Origin of the sequence: Pseudomonas viridiflava (genome assembly GCF_900602065.1) — a bacterium.
In the GTDB taxonomy this organism is placed as follows: domain Bacteria; phylum Pseudomonadota; class Gammaproteobacteria; order Pseudomonadales; family Pseudomonadaceae; genus Aquipseudomonas.
The window spans coordinates 512,723-538,581 of record NZ_UWFN01000265.1 but is presented as its reverse complement, the minus strand read 5'-3'; the positions used below and the strand labels follow the sequence as shown (position 1 = coordinate 538,581).

The following is a 25,859-nucleotide window of genomic DNA, read 5'->3' as shown; positions in this document are numbered from 1 at the left end:
CATCTCACGGCGCTTTTCTTTACGTCCGCTAAAGCGGCAGTTGCGTGATGCTAAACAGCGAAGCTTTCATAAACCTTTCAGCTACCTTTCAATGGCAACCTAAATTGAGTTTAGATTTGTTTCAGTGCTTCACAGCCTCTGGCGCGCCTGTAAACTCCGGTCTCCATAAAAGCCACGCTATCAGGAGAAGTCGATGCGTGTTCTTCTCGTTGAGGATCATCTGCAATTAGCCGAAAGCGTCGCCCAGGCCTTGAAGGGGGCCGGGTTGACCGTCGACGTATTGCACGATGGTGTTGCAGCTGACCTGGCATTGAGCAGCGAAGAATATGCTGCCGTCATCCTGGATGTCGGTTTGCCGCGCATGGATGGCTTTGAAGTGCTGGCGCGGCTGCGCGGGCGGGGCAAGAACCTGCCTGTGCTGATGCTGACGGCGCGCAGTGACGTGAAGGACCGCGTTCATGGCCTTAATCTGGGGGCTGACGATTACCTGGCTAAACCTTTCGAGCTTTCAGAGCTGGAAGCGCGAGTCAAAGCGCTGCTGCGGCGCAGTGTGCTGGGTGGCGAGCGGCAGCAGCGTTGTGGGGTGCTGGCGTACGATCTGGATACCCGGCGGTTCACTTTGGGCGACGAACTGTTGACCCTGACCTCCAGGGAGCAGGCGGTGCTAGAGGCATTGATAGCGCGGCCGGGCAGGGTAATGAGTAAGGAGCAAGTGGCCTCTCAGGTCTTTGGTCTGGATGAAGAGGCCAGCGCTGATGCTATCGAAATCTATGTGCACCGACTGCGCAAGAAGCTCGATGGGCATCCTGTAGCGATCGTGACGTTCCGCGGTCTGGGCTATTTGCTGGAAAGCCGTGATGAACAGCCATAACAGCCTGCGTTGGCGGTTACTGTGGAATCTGGGTGTATTGCTCACGGTATTGATGCTGGCAAGCGGTCTCAGCGCTTACTGGAATGGTCGGGAAGCTGCTGACATTGCATACGACCGAACCTTGTTGGCCTCGGCCCGAACCATTGCTGCCGGGGTCTCCCAGCGTGATGGAACCTTGAGTGCCGATGTGCCTTACATCGCGTTGGATACCTTCGCTTACGACAGTGCGGGTCGTATCTATTATCAGGTCAATGACATCAATCGAAAGCTGATCTCCGGCTACGAAAACCTGCCGCCCCCGCCCCCCGGCACGCTGCGCACGGATGACTACCCGGCGCTGGCCAGCTTTTATACCGCGCGCTATCAAGGGCAATCGGTGCGTGTGGTGAGCCTGCTCAAACCGGTCAGTGAACCGAATATGAACGGCATGGCCGAGATTCGCGTCGCCGAGACTGAAGAGGCTCGGGTCAGCATGGCGCGCAGCTTGATGGCTGATACCTTGCTGCGGTTAGGCATGTTGGGCGCGGGGGCATTGTTGCTGGTGTGGTTTACAGTCAGCGCGGCATTGCGTCCTCTGGAACGCTTGCGCGCCGAAGTGGAAGCGCGGCAGCCGGATGATTTGCGGGCTTTGCCTCTGGTCGAGGTTCAGCACGAGCTGCACCCATTGGTTAACGCGCTGAATCACTTTACCGAGCGTCTTCGGCAGCAGTTCGAGCGGCAAGCACAGTTTATTGCCGATGCGGCTCATGAGTTGCGCACGCCACTGGCAGCACTCAAGGCCCGGGTTGAGTTGGGGTTGCGCGATCCCGAGCCCGCTCATTGGCGCACTACGCTTGAGGCTGCGGCGCAGGGGACTGATCGCCTGACCCATCTGGCTAACCAGTTATTGTCGTTGGCCCGTATTGAAAACGGTGCCCGGGCCATTGCCGAGGGTGGGGCGCAGACTCTGGACTTGAGTCAGTTAGCCCGCGAGCTGGGTATGGCGATGGCTCCGCTGGCGCATGCCCACGGCGTCTCCCTTGCGCTCGAAGCGGATGAGCCGGTCTGGCTACAGGGCGAGCCTACATTGCTCAATGAGCTGTTGAGCAACCTTATCGATAACGCGCTGGCGCACACCCCATCGGGCGGCAACGTAATCCTGCGCGTCAGTGCGCCGGGTGTTCTCGAAGTTGAGGACGATGGTCCGGGCATTCCTGAGGCAGAGCGCAACCGGGTATTCGAGCGCTTCTACCGCAGTCGTCAGCAGGGCAAGGGATCGGGTCTGGGATTGGCGATAGTCGGCGAAATATGCCGCGCACACCTGGCGCAGATCAGCCTCCATGATGGTGTTGCAGGTGGGTTGAAGGTGCGGGTGAGTTTTATCGCAGCGCAATAGACCTTGATGCATGTGCGATCTGTGTGGGAGTGAATTCATCCGCGAATGCAGTATTAAGGCCGTTAGATTCCTATGGAATGTACCGGCCTCTTCGCGAATGAATTCGCTCCAGCAGGGTTCACGTCCGTCGTGCGAATTGCTCCCTAGTAGAGCATCATCTTCGCTTCGTCCATCTCGGCCCCCAAATGGCCGCCGCTCATGTCCAGGCCCAACTGATGGAATGCCGGGAGGCTGCTCATATCGATCTGGCTATACGGATGCCCGGTGCCTTGGTAGATGTGCACCGTCGCGATCTGAACCAGGTCGATGTAATCCGCCGATTTCGATACGCGAGTGAAGTCCTGGAAGCTCTTGGGCACACTCGCCAAAGGTTCGGGGAAGTCCCAGGAGCGCAACAATCGTTCACCGATGACCGGGTGGATAGCCTCAATGACATGGTTGAGGCTGACCGGATCCGATAGCAACTCGAAGTGATCTTCGGCGTAGGTCAGGATTGGTAACACGCCAATCAAATGGATCAGCCCGGCCAGGGTCGCCTTGTCCGGTTTGAGCTCCGAGCGCCGGTAGCTGAGTGCATAGCTGATGCCAGCGACTTGCAGGCTTTGTTTCCATATTTCGCGCAATTTGCTTTCTACCACTTCGGATTTGGCATGGAACATCTGTTCCACCACCAGCCCGATGGCAAGATTGCAGGTGTAGTTGACGCCCAGGCGGGTGATCGCCGTATTGACGTCGCTGACCTCAAAGTTGGGGCGCAGCAGGGGGCTGTTCACCACCTTGATCAAGCGTGCTGAAAGCGCGGTATCGCTACCAATCACGCGACTCAGCTCGGCAACGCTGATTTCGGTGTTCTCGGCTGCGAGGCGAATCTTTAGTGCTACTTCAGGGAGGGTAGGCAAGAACAAGGCATCTCTATCGATTGCCTTGATCAAGTTCCTTTGCACCTCTTCAGCCATCTTGCTCATGTCGCATCTCGTGGGCGTTTGGGTAGTCCCGCGCCTCGGCACACCCTGGGCGTGACGAGGCGGGACAGATATGCAGACATTTCCAGCGTGAAGGTGTTCGTCTGGATCAGCGCTGTGTTTCGAGTTTGCTGTCCAGCGTATAGGGCAAGTCAGCCAGTTGCAGGGCCGGACCTTCTGGTGAACCAAGCTGAATCTGGCCGTTTTCCACAGCGTCGGCCTGCAGAACGGCCAGCAACTCACTACCGCGCCCAGCCTTTGCCGCCAGAACAACGTTGCCTACAGCACTGGCATGCACTGGGGAAAACAAGGCCGTGCCCGGCTCGGGAAGCTCTTGATCCGCCAGTGTCAGACGATAGAGGCGACGTTTGAGCTTGCCGAGATACTGCATGCGGGCCACGATTTCTTGGCCTGTGTAGCAGCCTTTCTTGAAGCTGACACCGCCGACGGCTTGCAGGTTGATCATCTGCGGGATGAACTCTTCGCGCGTGGTGCCGAATACCTGGCCAATGCCTGCGCGAATCTGACCTAACTGCCAATCGTTGAGCGTGCCTTCACTCAACTGCGCAGCCAGACGCGATTGAGTTTCATCGGCATGCTCTGAGCGGACCCACAACTCAGCTCGCGCGGGAGAGACCCTGACCGCGATGAGGTCATTGGCGCGGACAACCGCATCGGTGTCCTGTGGTAGATCGAGGCCCAGGTTTACCAGGGCTCCGTCTCCATTGTGCAGGCCGAAACGCACCCAGGAGGCACTTTCATCGGTCAGTTTTGATTTGGAGAACACGGCGTACTTCTTCAGATCGGCCAGCTGTGCCTCGATCAGCTCGCTGGCCATCGCCAGCACGCAGCCGTCGCCTTCAAGAAGAATACGGAAGCTCGATTGCATGCGGCCCTTTTGCGTGCAACGGGCGCCAAGGCTGGCCCTGGCTTCGTTCAGGTAATCGAGATTGCAGGTCAATTGGCCCTGCAGGAATTTGCTGGCATCAACGCCGCGGACGGCGAGAACACCTTCATGGGAAAGCGGGCAGTAGAAAGCTGAGTCGGCCATGGGTCATCGCAACGGGAAAAAGTCTGGGGCACATGATAGTGCCGAGTCCGGATAATGGGTACATGAAAACTACTGCGACTATTGTGCGGTTCGCTGATACGCCTCGCGGCTGTATACTCGCCGCCTATTTTGAGGAGCGCTCCATGGTCGAAGACGTCGAACTCAACCGCCTTTACTGGCACAGCCGCCGCGGCATGCTTGAACTGGATGTGCTGTTGGTACCGTTTGTCCGGGAAGTCTATCCCTCGCTCAATGATGTAGACCGTGACCTGTATCGCCGCCTGCTGACCTGTGAAGATCAGGACATGTTCGGCTGGTTCATGCAGCGTGGCGAATCTGAAGACGCAGAGTTACAGCGCATGGTTCGCATGATTCTGGATCGTGTTCAGCCCAAGTGATCATTTTGAATGCCATTGGCATACCTCCCGTGGGTTGCTGGTGGCGTACGGGATCGCTCAGTTTCTGGCGTTGATCGCTCTTTATATGCTCGCAGTCCCTGGTTGGGCATTTTTGCTTGGCCTCGCGCTTTGCACGGCGCATTGCCTTTGGGTTGTACCGGGCTCGATCCTGCTTTCAAGCCCCACCGCGCTCACCGGGCTGCGGCGCAATGCCGAGGGCTGGCAGCTGTGGAGTCAGCGGGACGGCTGGCAGCCTGCGCAATTGTGCCGGGACAGCATGGCACTGCCGCTGTTTGTCGTGCTGCGCTTCCGTCTTGTGGGTAAAGGGGCTGGTGGTAGATGGCACGGGGTACGCGGTATTTGTATTCCTTGCGATGCCATGGCGCAGGACACCCACCGGCGCCTGCGTCTTCGCTTGAAGTTCAGCCGACGTAGGTGGGCGGCACCAGAATAGTATCGAGCGCTTCGGGCAGCGTCCGCGGATAGTCCAGTGTGTAATGGAGGCCTCGCGACTCTTTGCGCTCCATGGCAGATCTGATCATCAGTTCCGCTACTTGAGCAAGATTCCTCAGCTCGATCAGGTCTCTGCTGACTTTGTAGTTGCTGTAGAACTCATCAATCTCGTCAAGCAGCAGCCGTACCCGGTGCTGGGCACGCTGCAGGCGCTTGTTGGTGCGCACGATCCCCACGTAGTCCCACATGAAGCGTCTGAGCTCGTCCCAGTTGTGGGCGATGATCACGTCTTCATCTGAGTCAGTTACCTGACTGGCATCCCAGCTTGGCAAGGCAACAGTCTCGGGCGTTTGCGGCAGTTGTTCGAGAATGTCCGCAGCTGCCGAACGGGCATAAACGAAACATTCCAGCAGGGAGTTGCTGGCCATGCGGTTCGCCCCATGCAAGCCTGTACAGCTGGTTTCGCCAATCGCATAAAGCCCGGGCACGTCGGTCCGCCCGCGTTCATCGACCACCACGCCGCCGCAGGTGTAATGCGCTGCTGGCACCACCGGGATCGGCTGGCGGGTGATATCGATGGAAAACTCCAGGCAGCGCTCATAGACCGTGGGGAAGTGGCTTTTGATGAAGGCTTCAGGTTTGTGGCTGATGTCCAGGTAGACGCAATCAATACCCAGGCGCTTCATTTCATGGTCGATGGCGCGGGCTACGATGTCACGCGGAGCCAGTTCGGCGCGGGGGTCGAAGCGCTGCATGAAGCGTTCGCCGTTCGGCAGTTTGAGGTAGGCCCCTTCACCGCGCAGCGCCTCAGTCACCAGAAAGCTTTTGGCTTGCGGGTGATACAGGCACGTAGGGTGGAACTGGTTGAATTCCAGATTGGCAACTCGGCAGCCGGAACGCCAGGCCATGGCGATGCCATCACCGCAGGCGCCGTCCGGGTTACTGGTGTAGAGATAGACCTTGGCTGCACCGCCGGAAGCCAGGACCGTGAAGCGTCCACCGTAGGTGTCGACTTCGCCGCTGCTGCGATTGAGTACGTAGGCACCCAGGCAGCGTTGTCCGTCGAGGCCGAGCCTGGGCTCGGTAATCAGGTCAATCGCGACCCGTTGCTCAAGCAACTCAATATTTGGCCGTAATCTGGCCTGTGCGAGCAGGGTCTTGAAAATAGCTGCGCCGGTGGCATCTGCCGCATGGATGATGCGTCGATGGCTGTGGCCGCCTTCTCGGGTCAGATGGAATTCAAAGCTGCCATCTTCGGTACCTGGCGGGTCGTCGCGGGTAAACGGCACGCCTTGGTCAATCAACCACTGAATGGCTTCGCGGCTATGTTCGACGGTAAAGCGCACGGCGTTTTCGTTGCACAGTCCGCCGCCCGCATTCAGCGTATCTTCGACGTGTGATTGCACTGTGTCGCTTTCATCCAGTACCGCCGCGACGCCGCCTTGAGCCCAGAATGTGGAGCCATTGGCCAGCTCCCCTTTACTCAAAACAGCAACCCGCAAGTGTGATGGCAGTGTCAGTGCGAGGCTCAACCCTGCCGCGCCGCTGCCAATCACTAATACGTCGTGTTGAAAATGTTGGCTCATCTATGAATTCCGCATGCTGCGGCCACTAGTATAAGTAAGGGGGTAGCGGCACAATAGCCGCGCCTTTATGGCAATGTGAAACCATGAAGGGCCCGGATTGTGCTCCAGTCCGTGTCTGAATGCATACCGTTACCCGTCAGGTTGGTCGCAGATGTTGTAATACTGCAACTGATTTCCCACGCGGTAAGGGTATTGGTCTCACACCAGCGATCGAACTCCGGGAACTTTTTATGATGGCACGGGTTCCATAGCTGGTTGCCTGTAAAGGGACGGCGTCGGCTTTTGAGTGGGGCTGGAACAAGCTACCCATCGCGAATTCGACGACTAGATTATTCGCGCAGCCGACCTGGTTCGAGCTGCGTTTTTCGTGCGGGCCTTTGAGCGTCCGCAGGAAACTTGCCTGGAGGGGAGAACTTTTGCGAGAAGCCCGAGTCTATGTATGCAAGCCGACACACTGGCTGGTACAGCGCTCCTTCAAGCGTTATGAGGAGTGTTCATGCTAACCCAGGAAGAGGATCAGCAGCTGGTCGAACGCGTACAGCGCGGCGACAAGCGAGCTTTTGATCTGTTGGTGCTGAAGTATCAGCACAAGATTCTCGGGTTGATCGTGCGTTTCGTGCACGACACCCATGAAGCTCAAGATGTTGCGCAGGAAGCCTTTATCAAGGCCTATCGTGCACTTGGAAATTTCCGCGGTGACAGCGCCTTTTATACATGGCTGTACCGTATCGCCATTAACACGGCGAAAAACTATCTGGTGTCGCGCGGTCGGCGACCACCTGATAGCGATGTAAGGTCTGAAGACGCGGAGTTCTACGATGGCGATCACGGCCTCAAGGACATCGAGTCGCCGGAGCGTGCATTGTTAAGGGATGAGATCGAGGGCACTGTCCATCGAACTATCCAGCTTCTCCCGGAAGATTTGCGTACTGCCCTAACTTTACGTGAGTTCGACGGTCTGAGTTACGAGGACATTGCCAGTGTCATGCAATGTCCGGTGGGTACCGTGCGCTCCCGGATTTTCCGCGCTCGGGAAGCCATCGATAAAGCCCTGCAGCCGTTGTTGCAGGAATCCTGAGACAGCGGCGATAGCCAAGAGAGGAACCGCCATGAGTCGTGAAGCCCTGCAGGAATCGCTGTCCGCAGTGATGGATAACGAAGCGGACGAATTGGAATTACGTCGGGTATTGAATGCCATTGACGATGCGGATACACGTGCCACATGGTCGCGTTATCAGATTGCTCGTGCAGCCATGCACAAAGAGCTGTTGATACCTCACTTGGATATCACGGCTGCAGTTTCTGCCGCGATCGCCGATGAAGTCAGCCCGTTGAAAGCTGCTCGTGGTCCATGGCGCAGCCTGGGTCGTCTTGCAGTTGCCGCTTCGGTCACTGTTGCGGTATTGGCTGGCGTACGCTTGTACAACCAGGACGACATCGCTGGTGCACAGTTGGCGCAACAGGCTCCACAGCCTGCAAGCCTGTCTGTTCCACAAGTGAAAGGCCCTGCAGTACTGGCCGGTTACACTGAAAGCAGCGAACCTGTTCAAGGTCCGATGGTTAACGGTGTGCTGCAAGGTCAGGCTGGACAGGATCAACGTCTGCCAGGCTACCTGCGTCAACATGCTCAGCAAGCTGCGTTGAAGGGAACTGAAAGCGCTCTGCCTTACGCACGCGCCGCCAGCCTGGAAAACCGTTAAGGAGGATCATGCGCGCCATCCCTCTATTGCCATTGTTGCTTGGTGGATGGCTTGTCCTCCCCGCTCATGCCGATGATGCGCAGGATTCGCTAAAGCGTCTTGCGCAGGCTGAGCAGCAGCAAAGCTTCCAAGGCACATTCGTTTACGAACGTAATGGTAGTTTTTCTACCCATCGAATCTGGCATCGGGTCACTGATGGCAAAGTTCGTGAGCGATTGCTGCAGCTGGACGGTTCTGCTCAGGAAGTGTTGCGCGTTGATGGGGTAACCCAATGCGTCAGCGGCACTCTTGAGGCAGGAGTATCCAACGTTCCTGACTCTGCAGTTCATGCATACGATGTCAAAAAACTCTCCGCCTGGTACGACATGAAAGTTGTCGGTACTTCGCGTGTGGCGGGTCGTCCGGCAAAAATTATTGCCCTGGCACCCAAGGATCAGCATCGATATGGCATCGAGTTACACCTCGATGATGAAACCGGATTGCCACTTAAATCGCTCTTGCTGAGTGAGAAGGGGCAGTTGCTGGAGCGTTTCCAGTTCACTGAGTTCGACTCTGCCAGCGCTCCTGCTGATCAGGTGTTGCAAGCCAGTGCTGACTGCAAGCCTGTAGAAGTTGCCAAGGGCAAACCCGAAAATTCCAAAAAGCCGGCGCCGTGGCGTCTGGAGTGGATGCCTCCGGGTTTTGAACTCAGCAGCAGTGCAGTTCGCAAGGATCCGGCCTCCAGTGCTCCAGTCAGCAGCCTCATGTACGACGACGGCATCGCCAGATTTTCGGTTTTCGTAGAGCCCATTAGTGGCGCTGCGGTGACTGATACTCGCACTCAGCTTGGGCCGACCGTAGCGGTTTCACGCAGGCTCACGACCCCTAAAGGCGATGTGCTGGTGACGGTTGTAGGTGAAGTACCCATCGGCACGGCCGAGCGAGTTGCGCTTTCGCTTCGCAGTACTGACCTGCAAGCCAGCAAGAAGTAATTCGGAAAATTGATGGTCAGCGCCCAAGATGTAGAAGGTTTCATCTTGGGCCCGGTAGTCCCCAGAGCAAGCCTTTGCAGGTCATCCGGTCAGTTCGCCGAAATGTTTGGTGAGGTTTCCAGGTTGCAAAAACTCTCTTTTTTTTCTATAGGTCACAGCCTCGCAGCTCTGGCCTTTGTTGTTTTCGGGTCAGGAAAGTTGCTGCTGGAAATATGCACTCGGTCGAGTGCCATGGGCGCAGGCTCATTGGGCCGTTCGGTCTGTACTGCTTAACTATGCTCGTTGTGAACGGGAGCCGTATGTCTATACCAAGCTTGAAATCCTATCTCTCACTGTTTGCTACTGTGCTGATGCTCGGCCAGGTCGTCACGGCTCAGGCCGAGGCGTTGCCAGACTTCACCAGTCTTGTCGAGCAAGCTTCCCCGGCGGTAGTGAACATCAGTACCCGTCAGAAGATGCCGGAACGCTCCGTCGCTCAGAACCAGATGCCTGATCTTGAAGGTCTGCCGCCTATGCTGCGTGAGTTTCTCGAGCGCAGTGTGCCGCCAGGTTCGCGTCCGCCAGGATCGGGCCGTGGTGACCGTCAGCGAGAGGCTCAGTCTTTGGGGTCCGGGTTCATTATCTCGGCCGACGGCTATGTGCTGACCAATAACCACGTGATTGATGGTGCTGACGAGATTCTGGTTCGTCTGTCTGATCGCAGTGAATTGAAAGCCAAGCTGGTCGGTACAGATCCGCGTACCGATGTTGCAGTGCTGAAAATCGAAGGGAAGGACCTGCCAACAGTCAAACTCGGCAACTCCGAGAAGCTGAAGGTGGGTGAATGGGTGCTGGCGATCGGTTCGCCGTTCGGTTTTGACCACTCCGTGACCAAGGGCATCGTCAGTGCCAAAGGCCGTAGTCTGCCAAACGACACTTATGTGCCATTCATCCAGACTGACGTAGCCATCAACCCTGGCAACTCCGGTGGCCCGCTGTTCAACATGTCGGGTGAGGTGGTCGGGATCAACTCGCAGATTTTCACCCGTTCGGGTGGCTTCATGGGGTTGTCGTTCGCCATACCTATCGACGTAGCGCTGGATGTTGCCAACCAGATCAAAGCCAGTGGCAAGGTTAACCGTGGCTGGCTCGGCGTTGTGATTCAGGAGGTTAACAAAGACCTGGCTGAGTCCTTCGGTCTGGACAAGCCTGCCGGTGCACTGGTTGCTCAAGTGCTCGACAATGGCCCGGCCGCCAAAGGCGGCTTGCAGGTGGGTGACGTGATTCTGAGCGCCAATGGCACGCCTATCGTCATGTCTGCTGATCTTCCGCACCTGATCGGCAACCTCAAGGATGGCAGCAAGGCCGAGCTGGGGATCATTCGCGACGGTAAGCGTCAGAACCTGACTGTGACGGTGGGTGCTCTGCCTGATGAAGGTCAGGAAATGGGCAGCCCGGATTCCGCCGGCGCCGAGCGCAGCAGCAATCGCCTGGGCGTATCCGTTGTCGATCTGACCGCTGAGCAGCAGAAAAGCCTGGAACTCAAGGGTGGGGTGGTTATCAAGGAAGTGACCGACGGTCCAGCCGCCTTGATCGGCCTGCAAGCCGGTGATGTGATCACTCACCTCAACAACCAGGCTATCAATTCGGCGAAGAGCTTTGCCGAGATAGCAAAAGGTCTGCCGAAGAATCGTTCTGTGTCCATGCGCGTATTGCGTCAGGGCCGTGCGAGCTTCATTACCTTCAAACTGGCTGAGTAGCCGGTTCGACCAGCAATGAAGGGCGGTGCTTACCGCCCTTTTTTGTGCGTGGTGTATGCGTCTACCCGAAGGATGTAAGTGGCTGATCTGGAATGCTTTTCTGTAGGAGCGAGTTTGCTCGCGATGGCGTCAGCACGGGCAATGTATTCATCGACTGACAGACCGAATCGCGAGCAAGCTCGCTCCTGCAGTGGGCGTGTTTGCTTCGCGAGAGCTCGGTGTCAGGGACACTGGGCGATCTCTAATGTTGAACCAGTCGCCGCTGAACGTGACGCCCAAGCGTTAGTTCAGGTACAATTCCCGGCTATTTTTCGGCGGGTAATCTGCCTGCAACCTTTTTGAGTGTTGATCCGTGAGTGATTTGAGTCATATCCGTAATTTCTCCATCATCGCCCACATTGACCATGGCAAGTCGACGCTGGCCGACCGCTTCATTCAAATGTGCGGTGGCTTGTCCGAGCGCGAAATGGAAGCTCAGGTACTTGACTCCATGGATCTCGAGCGTGAGCGCGGGATCACCATCAAGGCCCACAGCGTTACGCTGCACTACAAGGCCAACGACGGTAAAACCTACCAGTTGAACTTCATCGACACCCCGGGTCACGTCGACTTCACCTATGAAGTCAGCCGTTCCCTGGCCGCGTGCGAAGGTGCCCTGCTGGTTGTAGATGCCGGTCAAGGTGTTGAAGCACAGTCCGTTGCCAACTGCTATACCGCCATCGAGCAGGGCCTTGAGGTCATGCCGGTGCTGAACAAGATGGACTTGCCGCAGGCCGATCCGGACCGCGTCAAGGAGGAAATCGAAAAGATCATCGGTATCGACGCCACTGACGCCGTAGCCTGTAGCGCCAAGAGCGGCATGGGTGTCGACGAAGTGCTGGAGCGTCTGGTTCACACCATTCCCGCGCCGACCGGTAACATCGAGGATCCGCTGCAAGCGTTGATCATCGACTCCTGGTTCGACAACTACCTGGGGGTTGTCTCCCTGGTGCGTGTGCGTCACGGCCGGGTGAAGAAGGGCGACAAGATTCTTGTTAAATCCACCGGCAAGATGCACCTGGTCGACAGCGTGGGTGTATTCACTCCCAAGCACACGGCTACGGCGGATCTGAAAGCCGGTGAAGTGGGCTTCATCATCGCTGGCATCAAGGATATTCATGGCGCGCCGGTAGGTGACACCCTGACCTTGAGCACTACGCCGGATGTTGAGGTTCTCCCTGGTTTCAAGCGTATCCAGCCACAGGTTTATGCCGGTTTGTTCCCGGTCAGCTCCGATGACTTCGAGGACTTCCGTGAAGCCCTGCAGAAGCTGACGTTGAACGACTCGTCCCTGCAGTACTCGCCGGAAAGCTCCGACGCACTGGGCTTCGGCTTCCGTTGCGGCTTCCTCGGCATGCTGCACATGGAGATTATTCAGGAGCGTCTGGAGCGTGAATACGATCTGGACCTGATCACTACAGCGCCGACCGTTATTTTCGAACTGCTGCTCAAGACCGGTGAAACGATTTACGTCGATAACCCGTCCAAGCTGCCGGATCTGTCCGCGATTGAAGACATGCGCGAGCCTATTGTCCGGGCAAATATTCTAGTACCGCAGGAACACCTCGGTAACGTGATTACACTGTGCATCGAGAAGCGCGGCGTCCAGCACGACATGCTGTTCCTGGGTACTCAGGTGCAAGTGACCTACGATTTGCCGATGAACGAAGTCGTCCTCGACTTCTTCGACCGTCTCAAGTCCGTGAGCCGTGGCTACGCATCGCTGGATTACCATTTCGACCGTTACCAGTCTGCCAATCTGGTGAAACTGGACGTGCTGATCAACGCCGAGAAGGTCGATGCTCTGGCGCTGATCGTGCACCGTGACAACGCGGCCTACAAAGGTCGTGCGTTGACCGAAAAGATGAAAGAACTGATTCCTCGGCAAATGTTCGACGTAGCGATTCAGGCTGCCATTGGTGGTCAGATCATTGCGCGTACAACCGTCAAGGCTCTCAGAAAGAACGTACTGGCCAAATGTTACGGTGGCGACGTGAGCCGTAAACGTAAATTGCTTGAGAAGCAAAAGGCCGGTAAGAAACGCATGAAGCAGGTCGGCAACGTGGAAATTCCACAAGAAGCTTTCCTCGCAGTGCTCAGGTTGGAATAGTCAGGTCCTATGTCACTAAATTTCCCGCTGTTGCTGGTCATCGCTGTATTCGTCTGCGGTTTGCTGGCGTTGCTCGACCTGGTCATCCTGGCACCTCGTCGCCGGGCCGCCATCACGACTTATCAGGGCAGTGTCAGCCAGCCGGATGTTGCGGTGGTAGAACGCCTGAACAAGGAACCTTTGCTGGTTGAGTACGGTAAATCGTTCTTTCCGGTGCTGTTCATCGTGTTGGTACTGCGGTCGTTTCTGGTCGAGCCGTTCCAGATCCCTTCCGAGTCAATGGTTCCGACATTGCGGGTAGGTGATTTCATCCTGGTGAACAAGTTTTCCTACGGGATTCGCTTGCCGGTCATTGATGAAAAGGTGATTTCGATTGGTGAGCCGAAACATGGCGATGTCATGGTGTTCCGCTTCCCAGGTGATCCGAGCATCAACTACATCAAGCGTGTCATCGGCCTGCCAGGCGACCGCATCGTCTACACGAGCGACAAGAAACTGTTCGTCAATGGCGAGCAGGTTGCCAAACAGTTGATCGGAAGCGAGCCTGGTGCGCTGGGTACTGCAGAGCTGTACACCGAGAAGCTGGGTGAGGTTGAGCATCAGATTCGCGAGCAGATGAGCCGTTACCGTGCTCCCCCTGGCGGCGAGTGGACAGTTCCAGCTGGCCATTACTTCATGATGGGCGACAACCGTGACAACTCCAACGACAGCCGCTATTGGGATGATCCCAACATTCCAAAGGATGAGCTGGGTATGGTTCCGGACAAGAACATCGTAGGCAAAGCGTTCGCGATCTGGATGAGCTGGCCTGAGCCGAAGTTCAGCAACTTCCCTAACTTCTCGCGGGTAGGGTTGATCAAGTAATCAATACGGCGCTGTGTTCTACAGCGCCGTATGTCATTTGGGGTTGCTCGAAAATGTACGGCGGTCGATGGAATATCGGCGTGTGCGATACGAGCTATCCTTGGGGTCGTACATGACGTTTGCCAGTTCGCAAAAGGGGTGGTCGTTTACAGGAGTATTGCTGGCAGTAGCGCTGGGAATATTTTTACTGAGTGTAGCGTTCAAGCTGGTCCCGCATTACCTCGACAATCGAGAGATGAAGAAAATCATCAATGCGGTCGATAGCAACCGGGCTCTTGAAATCAGTACGGTCAGCGAGTTTTACAGTTATGTCGGGAAGAGCATGCAGGTCAACAGTATTCGGGATGTGGATTTGAATAAGGCGTTAAGCGTGACGGTAGAGAACAACAGGTTCCTTGCCCATTTGAAATATGAAAAACGTGAACCACTGATCCAGAATGTCGATCTGGTGGTGATGTTCGACGACACCTTCAGCGTGGGTAAACCGTGAGCGTTTCCTTGAGTCGCCTGGAGCGTCAGCTCGGCTATACCTTCAAGGATCAGGAACTGATGGTCCTGGCCCTGACTCACCGCAGCTTTGCCGGGCGCAATAACGAGCGTCTGGAATTCCTCGGTGATGCCATTCTTAACTTCGTTGCTGGCGAAGCGCTGTTCGAGCGTTTTCCTCAGGCCCGTGAAGGCCAGTTGTCGCGTCTGCGAGCACGTCTGGTCAAGGGTGAAACGCTGGCGTTGCTGGCCCGTGGTTTTGATCTGGGTGAATACCTGCGTCTGGGGTCTGGCGAATTGAAGAGCGGTGGCTTTCGCCGTGAGTCGATTCTGGCCGACGCCCTCGAAGCGTTGATTGGCGCGATTTATCTGGATGCCGGCATGGAAATGGCCCGCGAACGCGTCCTGGCCTGGCTGACCACGGAGTTCGACAGCCTGACCCTGGTCGACACCAACAAAGATCCAAAAACCCGACTGCAGGAGTTTCTTCAGTCGCGTGCCTGTGAACTGCCGCGTTACGAAGTGGTGGATATCCAGGGCGAACCGCATTGCCGGACATTTTTTGTCGAGTGCGAGATCACCTTATTGAATGAAAAAAGCCGGGGTCAGGGTGTCAGCCGTCGTATTGCCGAACAGGTAGCAGCGGCCGCAGCACTTATTGCCCTTGGTGTGGAGAATGGCCATGACTGATTCAACCGCAACACGCTGTGGCTACGTTGCCATCGTCGGCCGCCCGAATGTGGGCAAATCCACGCTGCTCAACCACATCCTCGGTCAGAAGCTGGCGATTACTTCGCGCAAGCCTCAGACCACTCGCCACAACATGCTGGGTATCAAGACCGAAGGCGCTGTTCAGGCCATCTATGTCGATACACCGGGCATGCATAAAAACGGCGAGAAAGCCCTCAATCGCTACATGAACAAGACGGCTTCGGCGGCGTTGAAGGACGTAGACGTCGTGATCTTTGTGGTCGATCGTACCCGTTGGACCGAAGAAGACCAGATGGTTCTGGAACGCGTGCAATACGTGCAAGGTCCGCTGATTCTGGCGATCAACAAGACCGACCGTATTGAGGACAAAGCCGAGCTGATGCCGCACCTGGAGTGGCTGCAAGGCCAACTGCCGAACGCATCCATCGTGCCGATCTCCGCGCAACACGGGCACAATCTGGAAGCACTGGAAAGCCTGATTGCCTCTCATCTTCCGGAAAACGATCACTTCTTCCCTGAAGACCAGATCACCGACCGCAGCAGCCGCTTCCTGGCCGCTGAGCTGGTTCGCGAGAAGATCATGCGCCAGCTGGGTGCCGAGCTGCCGTACCAGATCACTGTTGAAATCGAAGAGTTCAAGCAGCAGGGTAAAACCCTGCATATCCATGCCTTGATCCTCGTCGAGCGTGACGGCCAGAAAAAAATCATCATTGGCGACAAGGGCGAGCGTATCAAGCGCATCGGTACTGAAGCTCGCCGCGACATGGAGTTGTTGTTTGATTCCAAGGTCATGCTCAACCTTTGGGTCAAAGTCAAAGGTGGCTGGTCCGATGATGAACGTGCCCTGCGTTCGTTGGGCTACGGCGACCTGTAAGCCTGCTTCATCCGGTGCGACTTGTCTGGTCGCACTGGCTCGCCTGCCTGCCTTTGCATTCCTAGAGCCACCTGCATGATCAGCGTGCCTATCGGCCAACCTGCTTACGTGTTGCACAGCCGGGCGTACCGTGAAAACAGCGCGTTGGTGGACTTCCTTACGCCCCAGGGCCGGTTGCGTGCCGTGCTGCGTAATGCGCGTGGAAAGGCCGGTACACTGGCGCGACCGTTCGTGCCGCTGGAGATTGAATTCCGCGGGCGTGGCGAGTTGAAAAACGTTGGCCGAATGGAAAGCTCCGGCGTCGCCAGATGGATGGTGGGCGATGCGCTATTCAGCGGGCTTTACCTGAACGAATTGCTGATCCGCCTGCTGCCAGCAGAGGATCCTCATCCTGCTGTATTCGATCATTACGCTGCAACGTTACAGGCGCTCGCCGAAGGCCGGCCTCTGGAGCCATTGCTGCGTTCGTTCGAATGGCGCTTGCTGGATGATCTCGGCTACGGATTTGCGTTGGACGTTGATATCAATGGCGACCCCCTCGACGCCAATGGCCTGTACCGCCTGCAAGTGGATGCGGGGCTTGAACAGGTTTATCTGTTACAACCAGGTCTGTTCAACGGCACCGAGTTGCTGGCCATGGCTGAGGCTGACTGGAGCGCCCCGGGTGCCTTGTCCGCCGCCAAGCGGCTAATGCGTCAGGCACTGGCTGTTCATCTGGGCGGTCGTCCATTGGTTAGTCGTGAATTGTTTCGCAAGTCGTGATCAGGCTTTATGCTCACCGACCTGTTTCGATCATATTTCAGGAGACACCCGTGACTCAGAGCACTCGCATCCTTCTTGGCGTAAACATTGACCACGTTGCCACGCTGCGTCAGGCCCGTGGTACGCGTTACCCGGATCCGGTCAAGGCCGCGCTGGATGCTGAAGAGGCGGGTGCCGATGGTATTACGGTGCATCTGCGTGAAGACCGTCGGCACATTCAGGAACGCGATGTGCTGCTGCTCAAGGATGTGCTGCAAACCCGGATGAACTTCGAAATGGGCGTCACTGAAGAGATGCTCGCGTTTGCCGAGCGTATTCGCCCGGCGCATGTTTGCCTTGTACCGGAAACACGTCAGGAGCTCACCACTGAGGGCGGTCTGGACGTCGCCGGGCAAGAGGCGCGTATCAAGGCGGCCGTAGAGCGCTTGAGCAAGATCGGCTGTGAGGTGTCGCTGTTTATCGATGCTGATGAACAGCAGATCGCCGCCTCAAAGCGTGTGGGCGCCCCGGCCATCGAATTGCACACCGGCCGCTATGCGGATGCTCAAACGCCCACTGAAGTTGCTGAAGAGCTAAAGCGGATTGCTGATGGCGTGGCTTTTGGCTTGAGCGAAGGTTTGATCGTCAACGCCGGGCACGGCCTGCATTACCATAACGTTGAGGCGGTGGCCGCGATCAAGGGCATCAACGAACTGAACATCGGCCACGCACTGGTGGCTCATGCGCTGTTCGTGGGTTTCAAGGCAGCTGTGGCAGAGATGAAAGCGTTGATTGTGGCGGCGGCTTATAAAGGTTAACCCCTATCTGTAGGAGTGAGCTTGCTCGCGATCCGGTATCAGCCGAAATGTGATTTGACTGATTTGACGCTATCGCGAGCAAGCTCACTCCTACAGGGGTAATGATGTAGAGATTTAAGGCTTTCGCCCTACAATCACTGCGCGCATCGGCGCAGGCAAGCCCTCAACGGTTTTGCTGTGATCGTCAGGGTCAAGGAAGTCGCTCAGTGACTGGTAACGCATCCACTCCGTCCCGCGCTGTTCTTCGACCGTGGTCACGCTGACATCCACGCATCGCACGTCAACAAAGCCTGCACGGCGAAGCCACAGTTCAAGCGCTGGCACTGATGGCAGGAACCATACGTTACGCATCTGCGAATAGCGGTCTTCCGGGACCAGGACCTGATGCACGTCGCCTTCCACCACCATGGTTTCCAGTACCAGTTCGCCGCCTTTCACCAGGCAGTCCTTCAGCGCGAGCAAATGGTCGATAGGTGATTTGCGGTGATACAAAACACCCATCGAAAACACGGTGTCGAAGCCTTCAAGCCGCGCAGGCAAGTCTTCCAGAGCGAAGGGCAGGTGCCACGCCGGTAGCTCGGGCAGGTATTTCTGCATGGCCTGGAACTGACAGAAGAACAACCAGTTCGGATCGACACCAATCACGCTATCAGCGCCGGCACCCAGCATCCGCCACTGGTAGTAGCCGTTGCCGCAACCCACATCCAGTACGCGCTTGCCCCTGAGGTCCAGGTGCGGCGAGACACGCGACCATTTCCAGTCTGAGCGCCACTCGGTATCAATGTGCACGCCGAACACATCGAACGGCCCTTTGCGCCAGGGCGAAAGCCCCATCAGAGCCGCATGGGTCTGCGTTCGGGTTTCTTCGTCGCAATCGACGCTCAGAGTAAAGCTGTCTTTAAGCTCTACACGAGTGGGCACCAAGTCCGGCAAGGCATTGAGAGCACCTTGCCAGCGCTCCAGGTCGCCATGACCCTTGGCCATTTTGGTGTCGAGTTGAGCCTGCAGGCCGTTGGCCCATTCAGCCAGAGGAGTGCCCGCCAGACGGCGGACCAGTGGGGCGAGATCAATCATGGCAGGGCAATCAACGAGGCAAAGTTAAGGCACTGGAACCACGGCACCACCTTGGAAAAGCCTGCGTCGAGCAAGCGTTGGCGGTGTTCTTCGAGGCTGTCGGGTTTCATCACGTTTTCGATGGCGCTGCGCTTCTGGGCGATTTCCAGCTCGCTGTAGCCGTTGGCGCGTTTGAAAGCGATGTGCAAGTCAGTGAGCAAGGTGTGTTCCTGCTCATCATTGAATCGCAGCTTTTCAGAGAGAATCAGCGCGCCACCCGGCACCAGTGCCTGACGAATACGGCCCAACAACGCCAGGCGCTGCGCAGGCGCGATGAATTGCAGGGTGAAATTGAGGGCCACCACTGAAGCGGGTTCGAACTCAAGGGCCAGGATGTCGCCCTCAATTACCTGCACCGGCAGCAACTCTTGAAACATCGAGTCCTGAGCGTTCAGGTATTCACGGCAGCGTTCGACCATGGCAGCTGAGTTATCCACAGCGATCACCTTGCAGCCCTCGACGCGTACGTGGCGGCGCAAGGCTTGCGTCACAGCACCCAGTGAACTCCCCAAGTCATACAGGACACTGTTGGGCCGGGCGAATTGCGCGGACAGCACGCCAAGGTTTTCGACAATCGTCGGATAACCGGGCACCGAGCGCTTGATCATGTCCGGAAAGACCCGCACCACGTCCTCGTTGAAGGCGAAGTCCGGCACCTGGGCAAGGGGCTGGGCGAAAATGCGGTCGGGTTCTTTGCTCACGGTGGTTCCGGCGGGGGCTGAAAAGTGCGGCATTTTAGCCAAATCCGCGCCCCGGCCGAAACCTCATCTCATCGAACGACAGGAAATCCTGTTCAGTTGACGGTAATAGCGCAGTCGAAGGTCTGTTCTGGAGGCACTTCCGGTGCCCAAGGCTGTTGATAGACCATCAACAAACGCCCGGTCCCCGCCGTCGAGGCCTGGTAGCGCCAGACCGATTGCCCGGCACTGCCGACGGTGTTGCGGTCATCGGAGTTGCTGTAGACCTCAGGTCCGAGGCTACGCAGGATGGATGGCGCAGCGTCCTGAGTCTGCCAGCGGTATCCGGTGGTGGGCGAACTGGGAAGGCTCAAGATCAAGGTTTGCCCGGTTTTGAGAGGCAGCGGGCAGTCGCTTTGATCTTCGAGGGTGACGATGTGTTTGGGTTGTTGCGCGCAGGCGGTGAGCAGCGACAGGCTGAGCAGGGCAAGCAGACGGGCAGGTGGCATGGTGGCTCCGGTCTTCGAACGAGACCGGAGCATAACCGATGAGTTGTTGGTGTGGGAGAGAGTTAGCTAGCACCGCTCCCACAAGGGTAATATCGCCCGTTAAAACAACACTTTCGCCACATCCGCAAAGCGCTTGGCGAAGTGCACGGTGATGCCTTCTTTGAGGTAGTCCGGCAGCTCTTCGAAGTTGCCGCGGTTAGGTTCCGGGAGGATCAGTTCATTGATCTTCTGGCGCCGCGCCGCAATGACTTTCTCTCGCACGCCGCCAATCGGCAGTACATGCCCGGTGAGGGTCAGCTCGCCCGTCATGGCCACGCCTTTTTTCGGTGCCTGGTTACGGGCCAAAGACAACAGAGCGCTGGCCATCGTTACCCCTGCGCTAGGGCCATCTTTCGGGGTAGCGCCTTCGGGAACGTGCAGATGCACGAACGCTTCGTCGAAGAAGGTCGGATCGCCCCCGAATTGCTTTAGGTTCGAGCTGACGTAGCTGTAAGCGATTTCCGCTGACTCCTTCATCACGTCGCCCAGTTGCCCGGTCAGTTTGAAGCCACGATTGAGGGTGTGAATCCGCGTCGCTTCGATCGGCAGGGTCGCGCCGCCCATGCTGGTCCAGGCGAGACCGGTAATGACACCGGTGCCTGCCAATACTCTTTCGTTGCGGAATACCGCCATGCCCAGTGAGGCTTCAAGGTCCTTGGGACCGATCTTGATGGTCGACTTGGGTTCATCAATCAACTTCACCACAGCCTTGCGCACAACTTTGCTCAGCTGCTTTTCCAGTTGCCGGACGCCAGCTTCCCGCGCATAACCTTCAATGATCGCGCGCAGTGCCGTGTCACTGATGCTGAGGCTGCCTTTGGAGACACCGGCCTTCTCCAACTGCTTGGGCCATAAGTGGCGCTTGGCAATGGCGAGTTTTTCTTCGGTGATGTAACCCGACAGGCGAATGACTTCCATCCGGTCAAGCAGTGGGCCGGGGATTGAGTCCAGGGTGTTGGCGGTGCAGACGAACAGCACTTTCGACAGGTCCAGACGCAGGTCCAGGTAGTGATCGAGGAATTCGACGTTCTGCTCCGGATCCAGGGTTTCCAGCAGTGCCGAAGCCGGATCGCCCTGAAAGCTCTGGCCCATCTTGTCGATTTCATCGAGCATGATGACCGGGTTCATGACTTCCATATCCTTGAGCGCCTGCACGAGCTTGCCCGGTTGAGCGCCGATGTAGGTGCGACGGTGGCCCTTGATCTCTGCCTCGTCACGCATGCCACCCACACTGAAGCGATAGAACGGGCGGCCAAGGGATTCAGCAATCGAGCGTCCGACACTGGTCTTGCCGACGCCTGGCGGGCCGACCAGCAAGACAATGGAACCGCTGATCTCGCCTTTGTAAGCACCCACCGCAAGGAACTCGAGGATCCGCGACTTGATGTCGTCCAGGCCTGCGTGGTGCTGATCCAGCACTTTACGGGCATGCTTGAGGTCCAGCTTGTCTTTGCCGAAAACACCCCAGGGTACTGAACTGGCCCAATCCAGATAGTTACGGGTGACCGCATATTCCGGAGAACCGGTTTCCAGCACCTTGAGTTTGTTGATTTCCTCATCGATGCGCTTGCGGGCCTGCGCGGGCAAGGTTTTGCCTTCCAGTCGCGCTTCGAACTGTTCGATGTCGGCGCTGCGGTCGTCTTTACTCAGGCCCAGTTCCTGCTGGATGACCTTGAGCTGCTCCTTGAGGAAGAACTCGCGCTGGTGTTCACCGATCTTGCGGTTCACCTCGGCAGAGATTTCCTTTTGCAGGCGCGCGACTTCGACTTCCTTGCGCAGCATCGGCAGGACTTTTTCCATGCGTTTGAGCATCGGAACGCAGTCGAGAACCTGCTGTAATTCGACACCGGTCGCTGAAGTCAACGCAGCGGCGAAGTCAGTCAGCGGCGACGGATCGTTGGGGCTGAAGCGGTTGAGGTAGTTTTTCAGCTCTTCGCTGTACAGCGGGTTGAGCGGCAGCAGTTCCTTGATGGCATTGATCAACGCCATGCCGTAAGCCTTGACCTCGTCGGTCGGCTCATTGGGCTGATGGGGGTATTCGACTTCCACCAGATAAGGCGGACGATGATGTTTGAGCCAGGTCTTGATCCGTACCCGGCTGAGGCCCTGGGCGACGAATTGCAGTTTGCCGTTTTCGCGGCTGGCGTGGTGCACTTTGACCAGCGTGCCGTACTCCGGCAAGGCCCCGGTATTGAAGTGCCGCGGGTCTTCAGGTGGCGTGTCCATGAAGAACAGCGCCAGAGAATGATGATCAGACTTGCTGACCAGCTCCAGGGTTTCAGCCCATGGCTCTTCGTTGACGATGACCGGCAATACCTGCGCCGGGAAGAAGGGGCGGTTGTGAATCGGGATGATATAGACCTTGTCCGGCAGGTTCTGCCCAGGCAAAGCGAGCGTGGTGCTGCTGGAGCTCAGCGTTACTTCGGGCTCGGCTTCTACGTCGTCTGGCAAATCTCGTGAGTCTGCTTGCTGGTCGCTCATGGGGCACCTGCACAATTGAACATGGAGCTTAGATGGGGCAGTCGCGCTCAGGTTTCAATGGCTCCTGTCGATAGCCTTTTGAGAGGAAGGAAAAACAAGCCATTCATGGCACCGGAACTACCTTTCGTCGAATCGTCATCGATGATGGCTAAATGCCTCTCCACTGTGCGTGATCTTCCGTCTGGCCGCAGCTACTCTGCGAGTGAGACCCTTCGTTGCCAAGGCTGGCGCTGTTTTATCCGGCTTTGCCGTTGTGGATTGAGCTTATGAGCAAATTATCGTCATTGATCGTTTCGACCTGTGTCCTGACGTTGTGTACAGCCTCGGCCTCAGCTGCCACGCTGACCGCCCGCGTGGTCGATCAACAAGGCAAACCGCTGCCTGACGCTGTTATTACCCTGAAGGGGCCTGCGGGCAAAAGTGCTGTTGTGCTCAATGCCAACATGGACCAGCGTGATCAGGAGTTTGTGCCCCGGGTGTTGGCTGTGCACAGCAATACAGAGGTCAAATTCCCCAATAGCGACAATATTCGCCATCAGGTTTATTCGTTTTCTCCGGCCAAGCGCTTTGAGCTGCGTCTCTACAGTGGTACGCCCTCTGATCCGCTGTTGTTCGACAAGCCGGGAGTCGTGGTACTCGGGTGCAACATCCACGACTGGATGGTCGGTTACATCTACGTCACCGATGAACCCTGGTTCGCCGTCAGTGATGCCAATGGTGTCGTGAAATTCGAAGATATGTCCGCGGGGCACTACTCGGCGACGTTGTGGCACCCGAAGACCATCGAGATGCAACCGGCGAGTGGTGGCGACTTTGATGTACCTGCTGCGGGGCTGAGCAAGGATTTCAAGCTGGAAGTGGAGCCTGGCGATGACGATAAATCCTCGGCGCCTGCCCCTGACGCGTTCGGCGATGCTTTTCATAAAGCTGCCCATCAATGAACCTGCGCACCAGTTTTCAGGCGCGAATCGCCTGCGTGCTCATCGCGTTGTTGCTGGTTGTAGTCGTGGCGGTGTTTCTCGCCGTCAAGGCTGCAACCGGCGACGCTGTTCGCTCCCAGGCGCAAACCCAGCTGGAGGTGGGCGCTCGGGTATTCGCCGATGTGATGGACATGCGGGGCAAGCGGCTGCGTGATGGCGTGCAGCTGGTTTCGGCTGACTTCGGCTTTCGCGACGCAGTGGCCAGTTCCGATGCTTCCACCATTCGCTCGGTACTGCTCAACCACGGCAGCCGGATCAGCGCCAGTGACATGTTTTTGCTGGGGATGGACGGCACAGTCATAGCCAGCACCATCGCGCAAATCGTTGAGGGTACAAAATTCCCGTTTGACCAGACGCTGCGTGACGCTCGCCGTAAAAGTCAGTCCATGGTGATCGTTCCGGGTGGCGGCGTGCCGCATCTTCTGGTTGAGAGCACAGTTCTGGCGCCTTTGCCGATCGGTCGGGTCGTGATGGGCTTCACGATGGATGCCGAACTTGCCCAGTCATTGCGCTCGCTCAGCGGTCTTGAGGTGTCGTTTCTCACCGTCGAGAACGGTGAGCCTGGGCACTTGATCAGCACGCAACCTGCAGAGCTGGATGCCAGCCTCATAGAGCTGATGCTCGACCCGGCTAAAAGTCGAGTGCACTTGACCGAGCATGGTGGCCTCAGTTTCTTGAGCCAGACCATGGTGCTGGACAGCATCGAAGGGGGACAGGAGCAAGTTTTTGCTCTGCTGCAGAGCCCGATTGATAAAGCGATGCTGGCCTTTGCGCCCTTGGACGAGAAAATCTTCTGGATCTCGATCATTGCGCTGCTGGCCTCGCTGATCGGCACTCTGGGACTGGCTCGCAGCGTCTCCCAACCGGTTCAGGAACTGGCTGAGGCCGCCAAGCGTATCGGTGAGGGCGATTATAAAACGCCTGTGACGCTGGCTCGCAGTGACGAACTGGGTCAGTTGGCTGTTGCCATCAACACCATGCAGCAAGGCATCGCCGTTCGCGAAGACCAGCTCGCCCACAACGCACTGCATGACCCGCTGACCGGTTTGCCCAATCGCGCTCTGGCGATGGAGCGTCTGAGCAGTTCCATTGCTGCGCAGCGGGCCATGACGCTGCTGTATCTGGGGATCGATAACTACCTGGCAATCAGCGACGCGTGTGGTGCAGCCGGTGTCGATCAATTGCTGCAACAGATCGGCCAGCGTCTGCAGGATACCTTGCAACCAGGCGATACCCTGGCGCGGTTGACGGCCAATGAGTTTCTGGTTTTGCTGGACCATACGGGCAGTGATGGCGCAGTGGGGCGCGCGGATCGGCTGCAACGTTTGCTGGGGCAGCCCCAGCATGTGGATGGCAACGACGTTACGCTGGAATGCAGTATCGGCATTGCCAACTTTCCAGAGCATGCGTCATCCGCTGACGAGCTGTTCAAGCGTGCAGCCATTGCGCGTCAGGACGCGGCGAACTTGCCGGGCCGTTTGCAGGTTTATCAGGACGGTCGGGATCTTGCCCACCAGCGTCAGATCAACCTTATTCGTGATCTGCGTCATGCCGCGAAAAATGGCGAATTGATGCTTCATTACCAGCCAAAGCTGGATATCCGGCAAGGAACTGTGCGTCAGGCCGAAGCCCTGTTGCGCTGGACGCATCCGCAGTTCGGCAACGTGTCACCGGCAGAATTCATCGTATTGGCGGAGCGTACCGGCAGTATTCACCTGCTGACCAATTGGGTCATCGAAGAGTCCATGCGCCAATTGGCCGAGTGGTCGACGCGCGGCCTGCACTTGCAGGTTTCGGTGAATATCTCCGCTGATGACTTGCTGGGTGAGCACTTGGTCGACCGCGTCATCAGGCTTCTCAAGCAGCATCGGGTACCCGCCGAGCAGTTGATTTTCGAGATTACTGAAAGTGCCGTGATGCGCGAGCCTGAGCATGCACTGGTCGTGCTTAATCGTCTGCGCGACCTGGGCATCAGCCTGTCGGTAGATGATTTCGGCACCGGCTACTCATCGCTGGCGCACCTCAAGCGCCTGCCGGTGCAGGAACTGAAAATCGACCAGTCATTCGTACGCAATCTGGATGAAACCAGCGAAGACGCGGTAATCGTGCGCTCCACCATCGAAATGAGCCATAACCTTGGGCTCAAGGTGGTCGCCGAAGGCGTTGAATATGAACACAGTCTCAAGTTACTGGAGCGCTGGCACTGCGATACGGCTCAGGGTTACCTGATCAGCCGTCCACTCCCCGCAGTCGCCTTCGAGGCCTGGATGGCCAAGTCCTTGTCCTCACCCAGTCTGATGGTCCATTGAGC

The 25,859-nt window shown here is 57.2% G+C and carries 24 protein-coding genes; 17 read left to right on the top strand and 7 right to left on the bottom strand.

Annotated features, from left to right (window positions below; translation table 11 throughout):
* The first annotated feature begins 193 nt into the window (after positions 1-193).
* Together EE949_RS17650 and EE949_RS17645 are read left to right on the top strand one after the other, a co-directional pair.
* Positions 194-871 carry a response regulator gene (locus EE949_RS17650; RefSeq protein ID WP_027899765.1) on the top strand — a complete coding sequence of 226 codons (678 nt, stop codon included), beginning with the start codon at positions 194-196 and terminating at the stop codon, positions 869-871.
* On the top strand, positions 858-2,246 hold the full coding sequence (locus EE949_RS17645; RefSeq protein WP_122665443.1) for a sensor histidine kinase: 1,389 nt from the start codon (positions 858-860) through the stop codon (positions 2,244-2,246). The genes EE949_RS17650 and EE949_RS17645 overlap by 14 nt, the downstream gene beginning before the upstream one ends.
* Positions 2,247-2,389: 143 nt before the next feature.
* Here EE949_RS17645 and EE949_RS17640 read toward each other — a convergent pair whose 3' ends face one another.
* The gene (locus EE949_RS17640; RefSeq protein WP_122665442.1) at positions 2,390-3,211 is read right to left on the bottom strand and encodes an HDOD domain-containing protein; all 822 of its coding nucleotides are present in this window, start codon (positions 3,209-3,211) and stop codon (positions 2,390-2,392) included.
* A 106-nt stretch (positions 3,212-3,317) separates the two neighbouring features.
* Positions 3,318-4,259 carry a YgfZ/GcvT domain-containing protein gene (locus tag EE949_RS17635; protein WP_122665441.1) on the bottom strand — a complete coding sequence of 314 codons (942 nt, stop codon included), beginning with the start codon at positions 4,257-4,259 and terminating at the stop codon, positions 3,318-3,320.
* A gap of 143 nt (positions 4,260-4,402) precedes the next feature.
* Here EE949_RS17635 and EE949_RS17630 point away from each other — a divergent pair, with 143 nt between their 5' ends.
* Both EE949_RS17630 and EE949_RS17625 read left to right on the top strand, forming a co-directional pair.
* On the top strand, positions 4,403-4,657 hold the full coding sequence (locus EE949_RS17630; RefSeq protein WP_122665440.1) for a succinate dehydrogenase assembly factor 2: 255 nt from the start codon (positions 4,403-4,405) through the stop codon (positions 4,655-4,657).
* Positions 4,641-5,111, top strand: a complete 471-nt coding sequence (locus EE949_RS17625) for a protein YgfX (RefSeq protein WP_122665439.1) — start codon at positions 4,641-4,643, stop codon at positions 5,109-5,111. The genes EE949_RS17630 and EE949_RS17625 overlap by 17 nt, the downstream gene beginning before the upstream one ends.
* Here the strand turns inward: EE949_RS17625 and nadB are convergent.
* Positions 5,080-6,696, bottom strand: coding sequence for an L-aspartate oxidase (gene nadB, locus EE949_RS17620; protein ID WP_122665438.1), 1,617 nt, complete (start codon positions 6,694-6,696; stop codon positions 5,080-5,082). The genes EE949_RS17625 and nadB overlap by 32 nt on opposite strands.
* A 496-nt stretch (positions 6,697-7,192) precedes the next feature.
* Here nadB and rpoE point away from each other — a divergent pair, with 496 nt between their 5' ends.
* The 11 genes from rpoE to pdxJ all read left to right on the top strand — a co-directional run bounded on the left by rpoE (position 7,193) and on the right by pdxJ (position 17,749).
* Positions 7,193-7,774 carry an RNA polymerase sigma factor RpoE gene (gene rpoE, locus EE949_RS17615; protein ID WP_020288878.1) on the top strand — a complete coding sequence of 194 codons (582 nt, stop codon included), beginning with the start codon at positions 7,193-7,195 and terminating at the stop codon, positions 7,772-7,774.
* A gap of 31 nt (positions 7,775-7,805) precedes the next feature.
* Positions 7,806-8,396 (top strand): sigma-E factor negative regulatory protein, encoded by a 591-nt coding sequence (locus tag EE949_RS17610; protein WP_122665437.1) that lies wholly within the window; start codon positions 7,806-7,808, stop codon positions 8,394-8,396.
* A gap of 8 nt (positions 8,397-8,404) precedes the next feature.
* Positions 8,405-9,367, top strand: a complete 963-nt coding sequence (locus EE949_RS17605; RefSeq protein WP_122665436.1) for a MucB/RseB C-terminal domain-containing protein — start codon at positions 8,405-8,407, stop codon at positions 9,365-9,367.
* A 350-nt stretch (positions 9,368-9,717) separates the two neighbouring features.
* On the top strand, positions 9,718-11,106 hold the full coding sequence (locus EE949_RS17600; protein WP_240350610.1) for a DegQ family serine endoprotease: 1,389 nt from the start codon (positions 9,718-9,720) through the stop codon (positions 11,104-11,106).
* Between the two features lie 352 nt (positions 11,107-11,458).
* The gene (gene lepA, locus EE949_RS17595) at positions 11,459-13,255 is read left to right on the top strand and encodes a translation elongation factor 4 (RefSeq protein ID WP_122665434.1); all 1,797 of its coding nucleotides are present in this window, start codon (positions 11,459-11,461) and stop codon (positions 13,253-13,255) included.
* Positions 13,256-13,264: 9 nt separating this feature from the next.
* Positions 13,265-14,119, top strand: a complete 855-nt coding sequence (gene lepB, locus EE949_RS17590; protein ID WP_122665433.1) for a signal peptidase I — start codon at positions 13,265-13,267, stop codon at positions 14,117-14,119.
* Positions 14,120-14,231: 112 nt separating this feature from the next.
* Positions 14,232-14,609: a DUF4845 domain-containing protein gene (locus tag EE949_RS17585; protein ID WP_122665579.1), complete on the top strand. Its 378-nt coding sequence runs from the start codon at positions 14,232-14,234 to the stop codon at positions 14,607-14,609.
* Positions 14,606-15,295 carry a ribonuclease III gene (gene rnc, locus EE949_RS17580; RefSeq protein ID WP_122665432.1) on the top strand — a complete coding sequence of 230 codons (690 nt, stop codon included), beginning with the start codon at positions 14,606-14,608 and terminating at the stop codon, positions 15,293-15,295. The genes EE949_RS17585 and rnc overlap by 4 nt, the downstream gene beginning before the upstream one ends.
* On the top strand, positions 15,288-16,190 hold the full coding sequence (era, locus tag EE949_RS17575) for a GTPase Era (RefSeq protein WP_122665431.1): 903 nt from the start codon (positions 15,288-15,290) through the stop codon (positions 16,188-16,190). The genes rnc and era overlap by 8 nt, the downstream gene beginning before the upstream one ends.
* Before the next feature lie 75 nt (positions 16,191-16,265).
* A complete protein-coding gene (gene recO / locus EE949_RS17570) occupies positions 16,266-16,952 on the top strand; it encodes a DNA repair protein RecO (protein ID WP_162874435.1) in 687 nt (228 codons plus the stop codon).
* A 50-nt stretch (positions 16,953-17,002) separates the two neighbouring features.
* The gene (gene pdxJ, locus EE949_RS17565) at positions 17,003-17,749 is read left to right on the top strand and encodes a pyridoxine 5'-phosphate synthase (RefSeq protein ID WP_122665430.1); all 747 of its coding nucleotides are present in this window, start codon (positions 17,003-17,005) and stop codon (positions 17,747-17,749) included.
* A 114-nt stretch (positions 17,750-17,863) separates the two neighbouring features.
* On the opposite strand, the gene cmoB is transcribed toward pdxJ, so the two are convergent.
* The 4 genes from cmoB to lon form a co-directional block, all read right to left on the bottom strand.
* Positions 17,864-18,823, bottom strand: coding sequence for a tRNA 5-methoxyuridine(34)/uridine 5-oxyacetic acid(34) synthase CmoB (cmoB, locus tag EE949_RS17560; RefSeq protein ID WP_122665429.1), 960 nt, complete (start codon positions 18,821-18,823; stop codon positions 17,864-17,866).
* Entirely contained in the window at positions 18,820-19,596 is a 777-nt protein-coding gene (gene cmoA, locus EE949_RS17555) for a carboxy-S-adenosyl-L-methionine synthase CmoA (protein WP_205504980.1), read from the bottom strand. The genes cmoB and cmoA overlap by 4 nt, the downstream gene beginning before the upstream one ends.
* 59 nt (positions 19,597-19,655) lie before the next feature.
* Positions 19,656-20,048 (bottom strand): protease inhibitor I42 family protein, encoded by a 393-nt coding sequence (locus EE949_RS17550; protein WP_122665427.1) that lies wholly within the window; start codon positions 20,046-20,048, stop codon positions 19,656-19,658.
* 99 nt (positions 20,049-20,147) lie between these two features.
* Positions 20,148-22,568, bottom strand: a complete 2,421-nt coding sequence (lon, locus tag EE949_RS17545; RefSeq protein ID WP_122665426.1) for an endopeptidase La — start codon at positions 22,566-22,568, stop codon at positions 20,148-20,150.
* A 266-nt stretch (positions 22,569-22,834) separates the two neighbouring features.
* Here lon and EE949_RS17540 point away from each other — a divergent pair, with 266 nt between their 5' ends.
* Positions 22,835-23,509, top strand: a complete 675-nt coding sequence (locus EE949_RS17540) for a methylamine utilization protein (protein WP_122665425.1) — start codon at positions 22,835-22,837, stop codon at positions 23,507-23,509.
* Positions 23,506-25,857, top strand: coding sequence for a bifunctional diguanylate cyclase/phosphodiesterase (locus EE949_RS17535; protein ID WP_122665424.1), 2,352 nt, complete (start codon positions 23,506-23,508; stop codon positions 25,855-25,857). The genes EE949_RS17540 and EE949_RS17535 overlap by 4 nt, the downstream gene beginning before the upstream one ends.
* Positions 25,858-25,859: the final 2 nt, after the last annotated feature.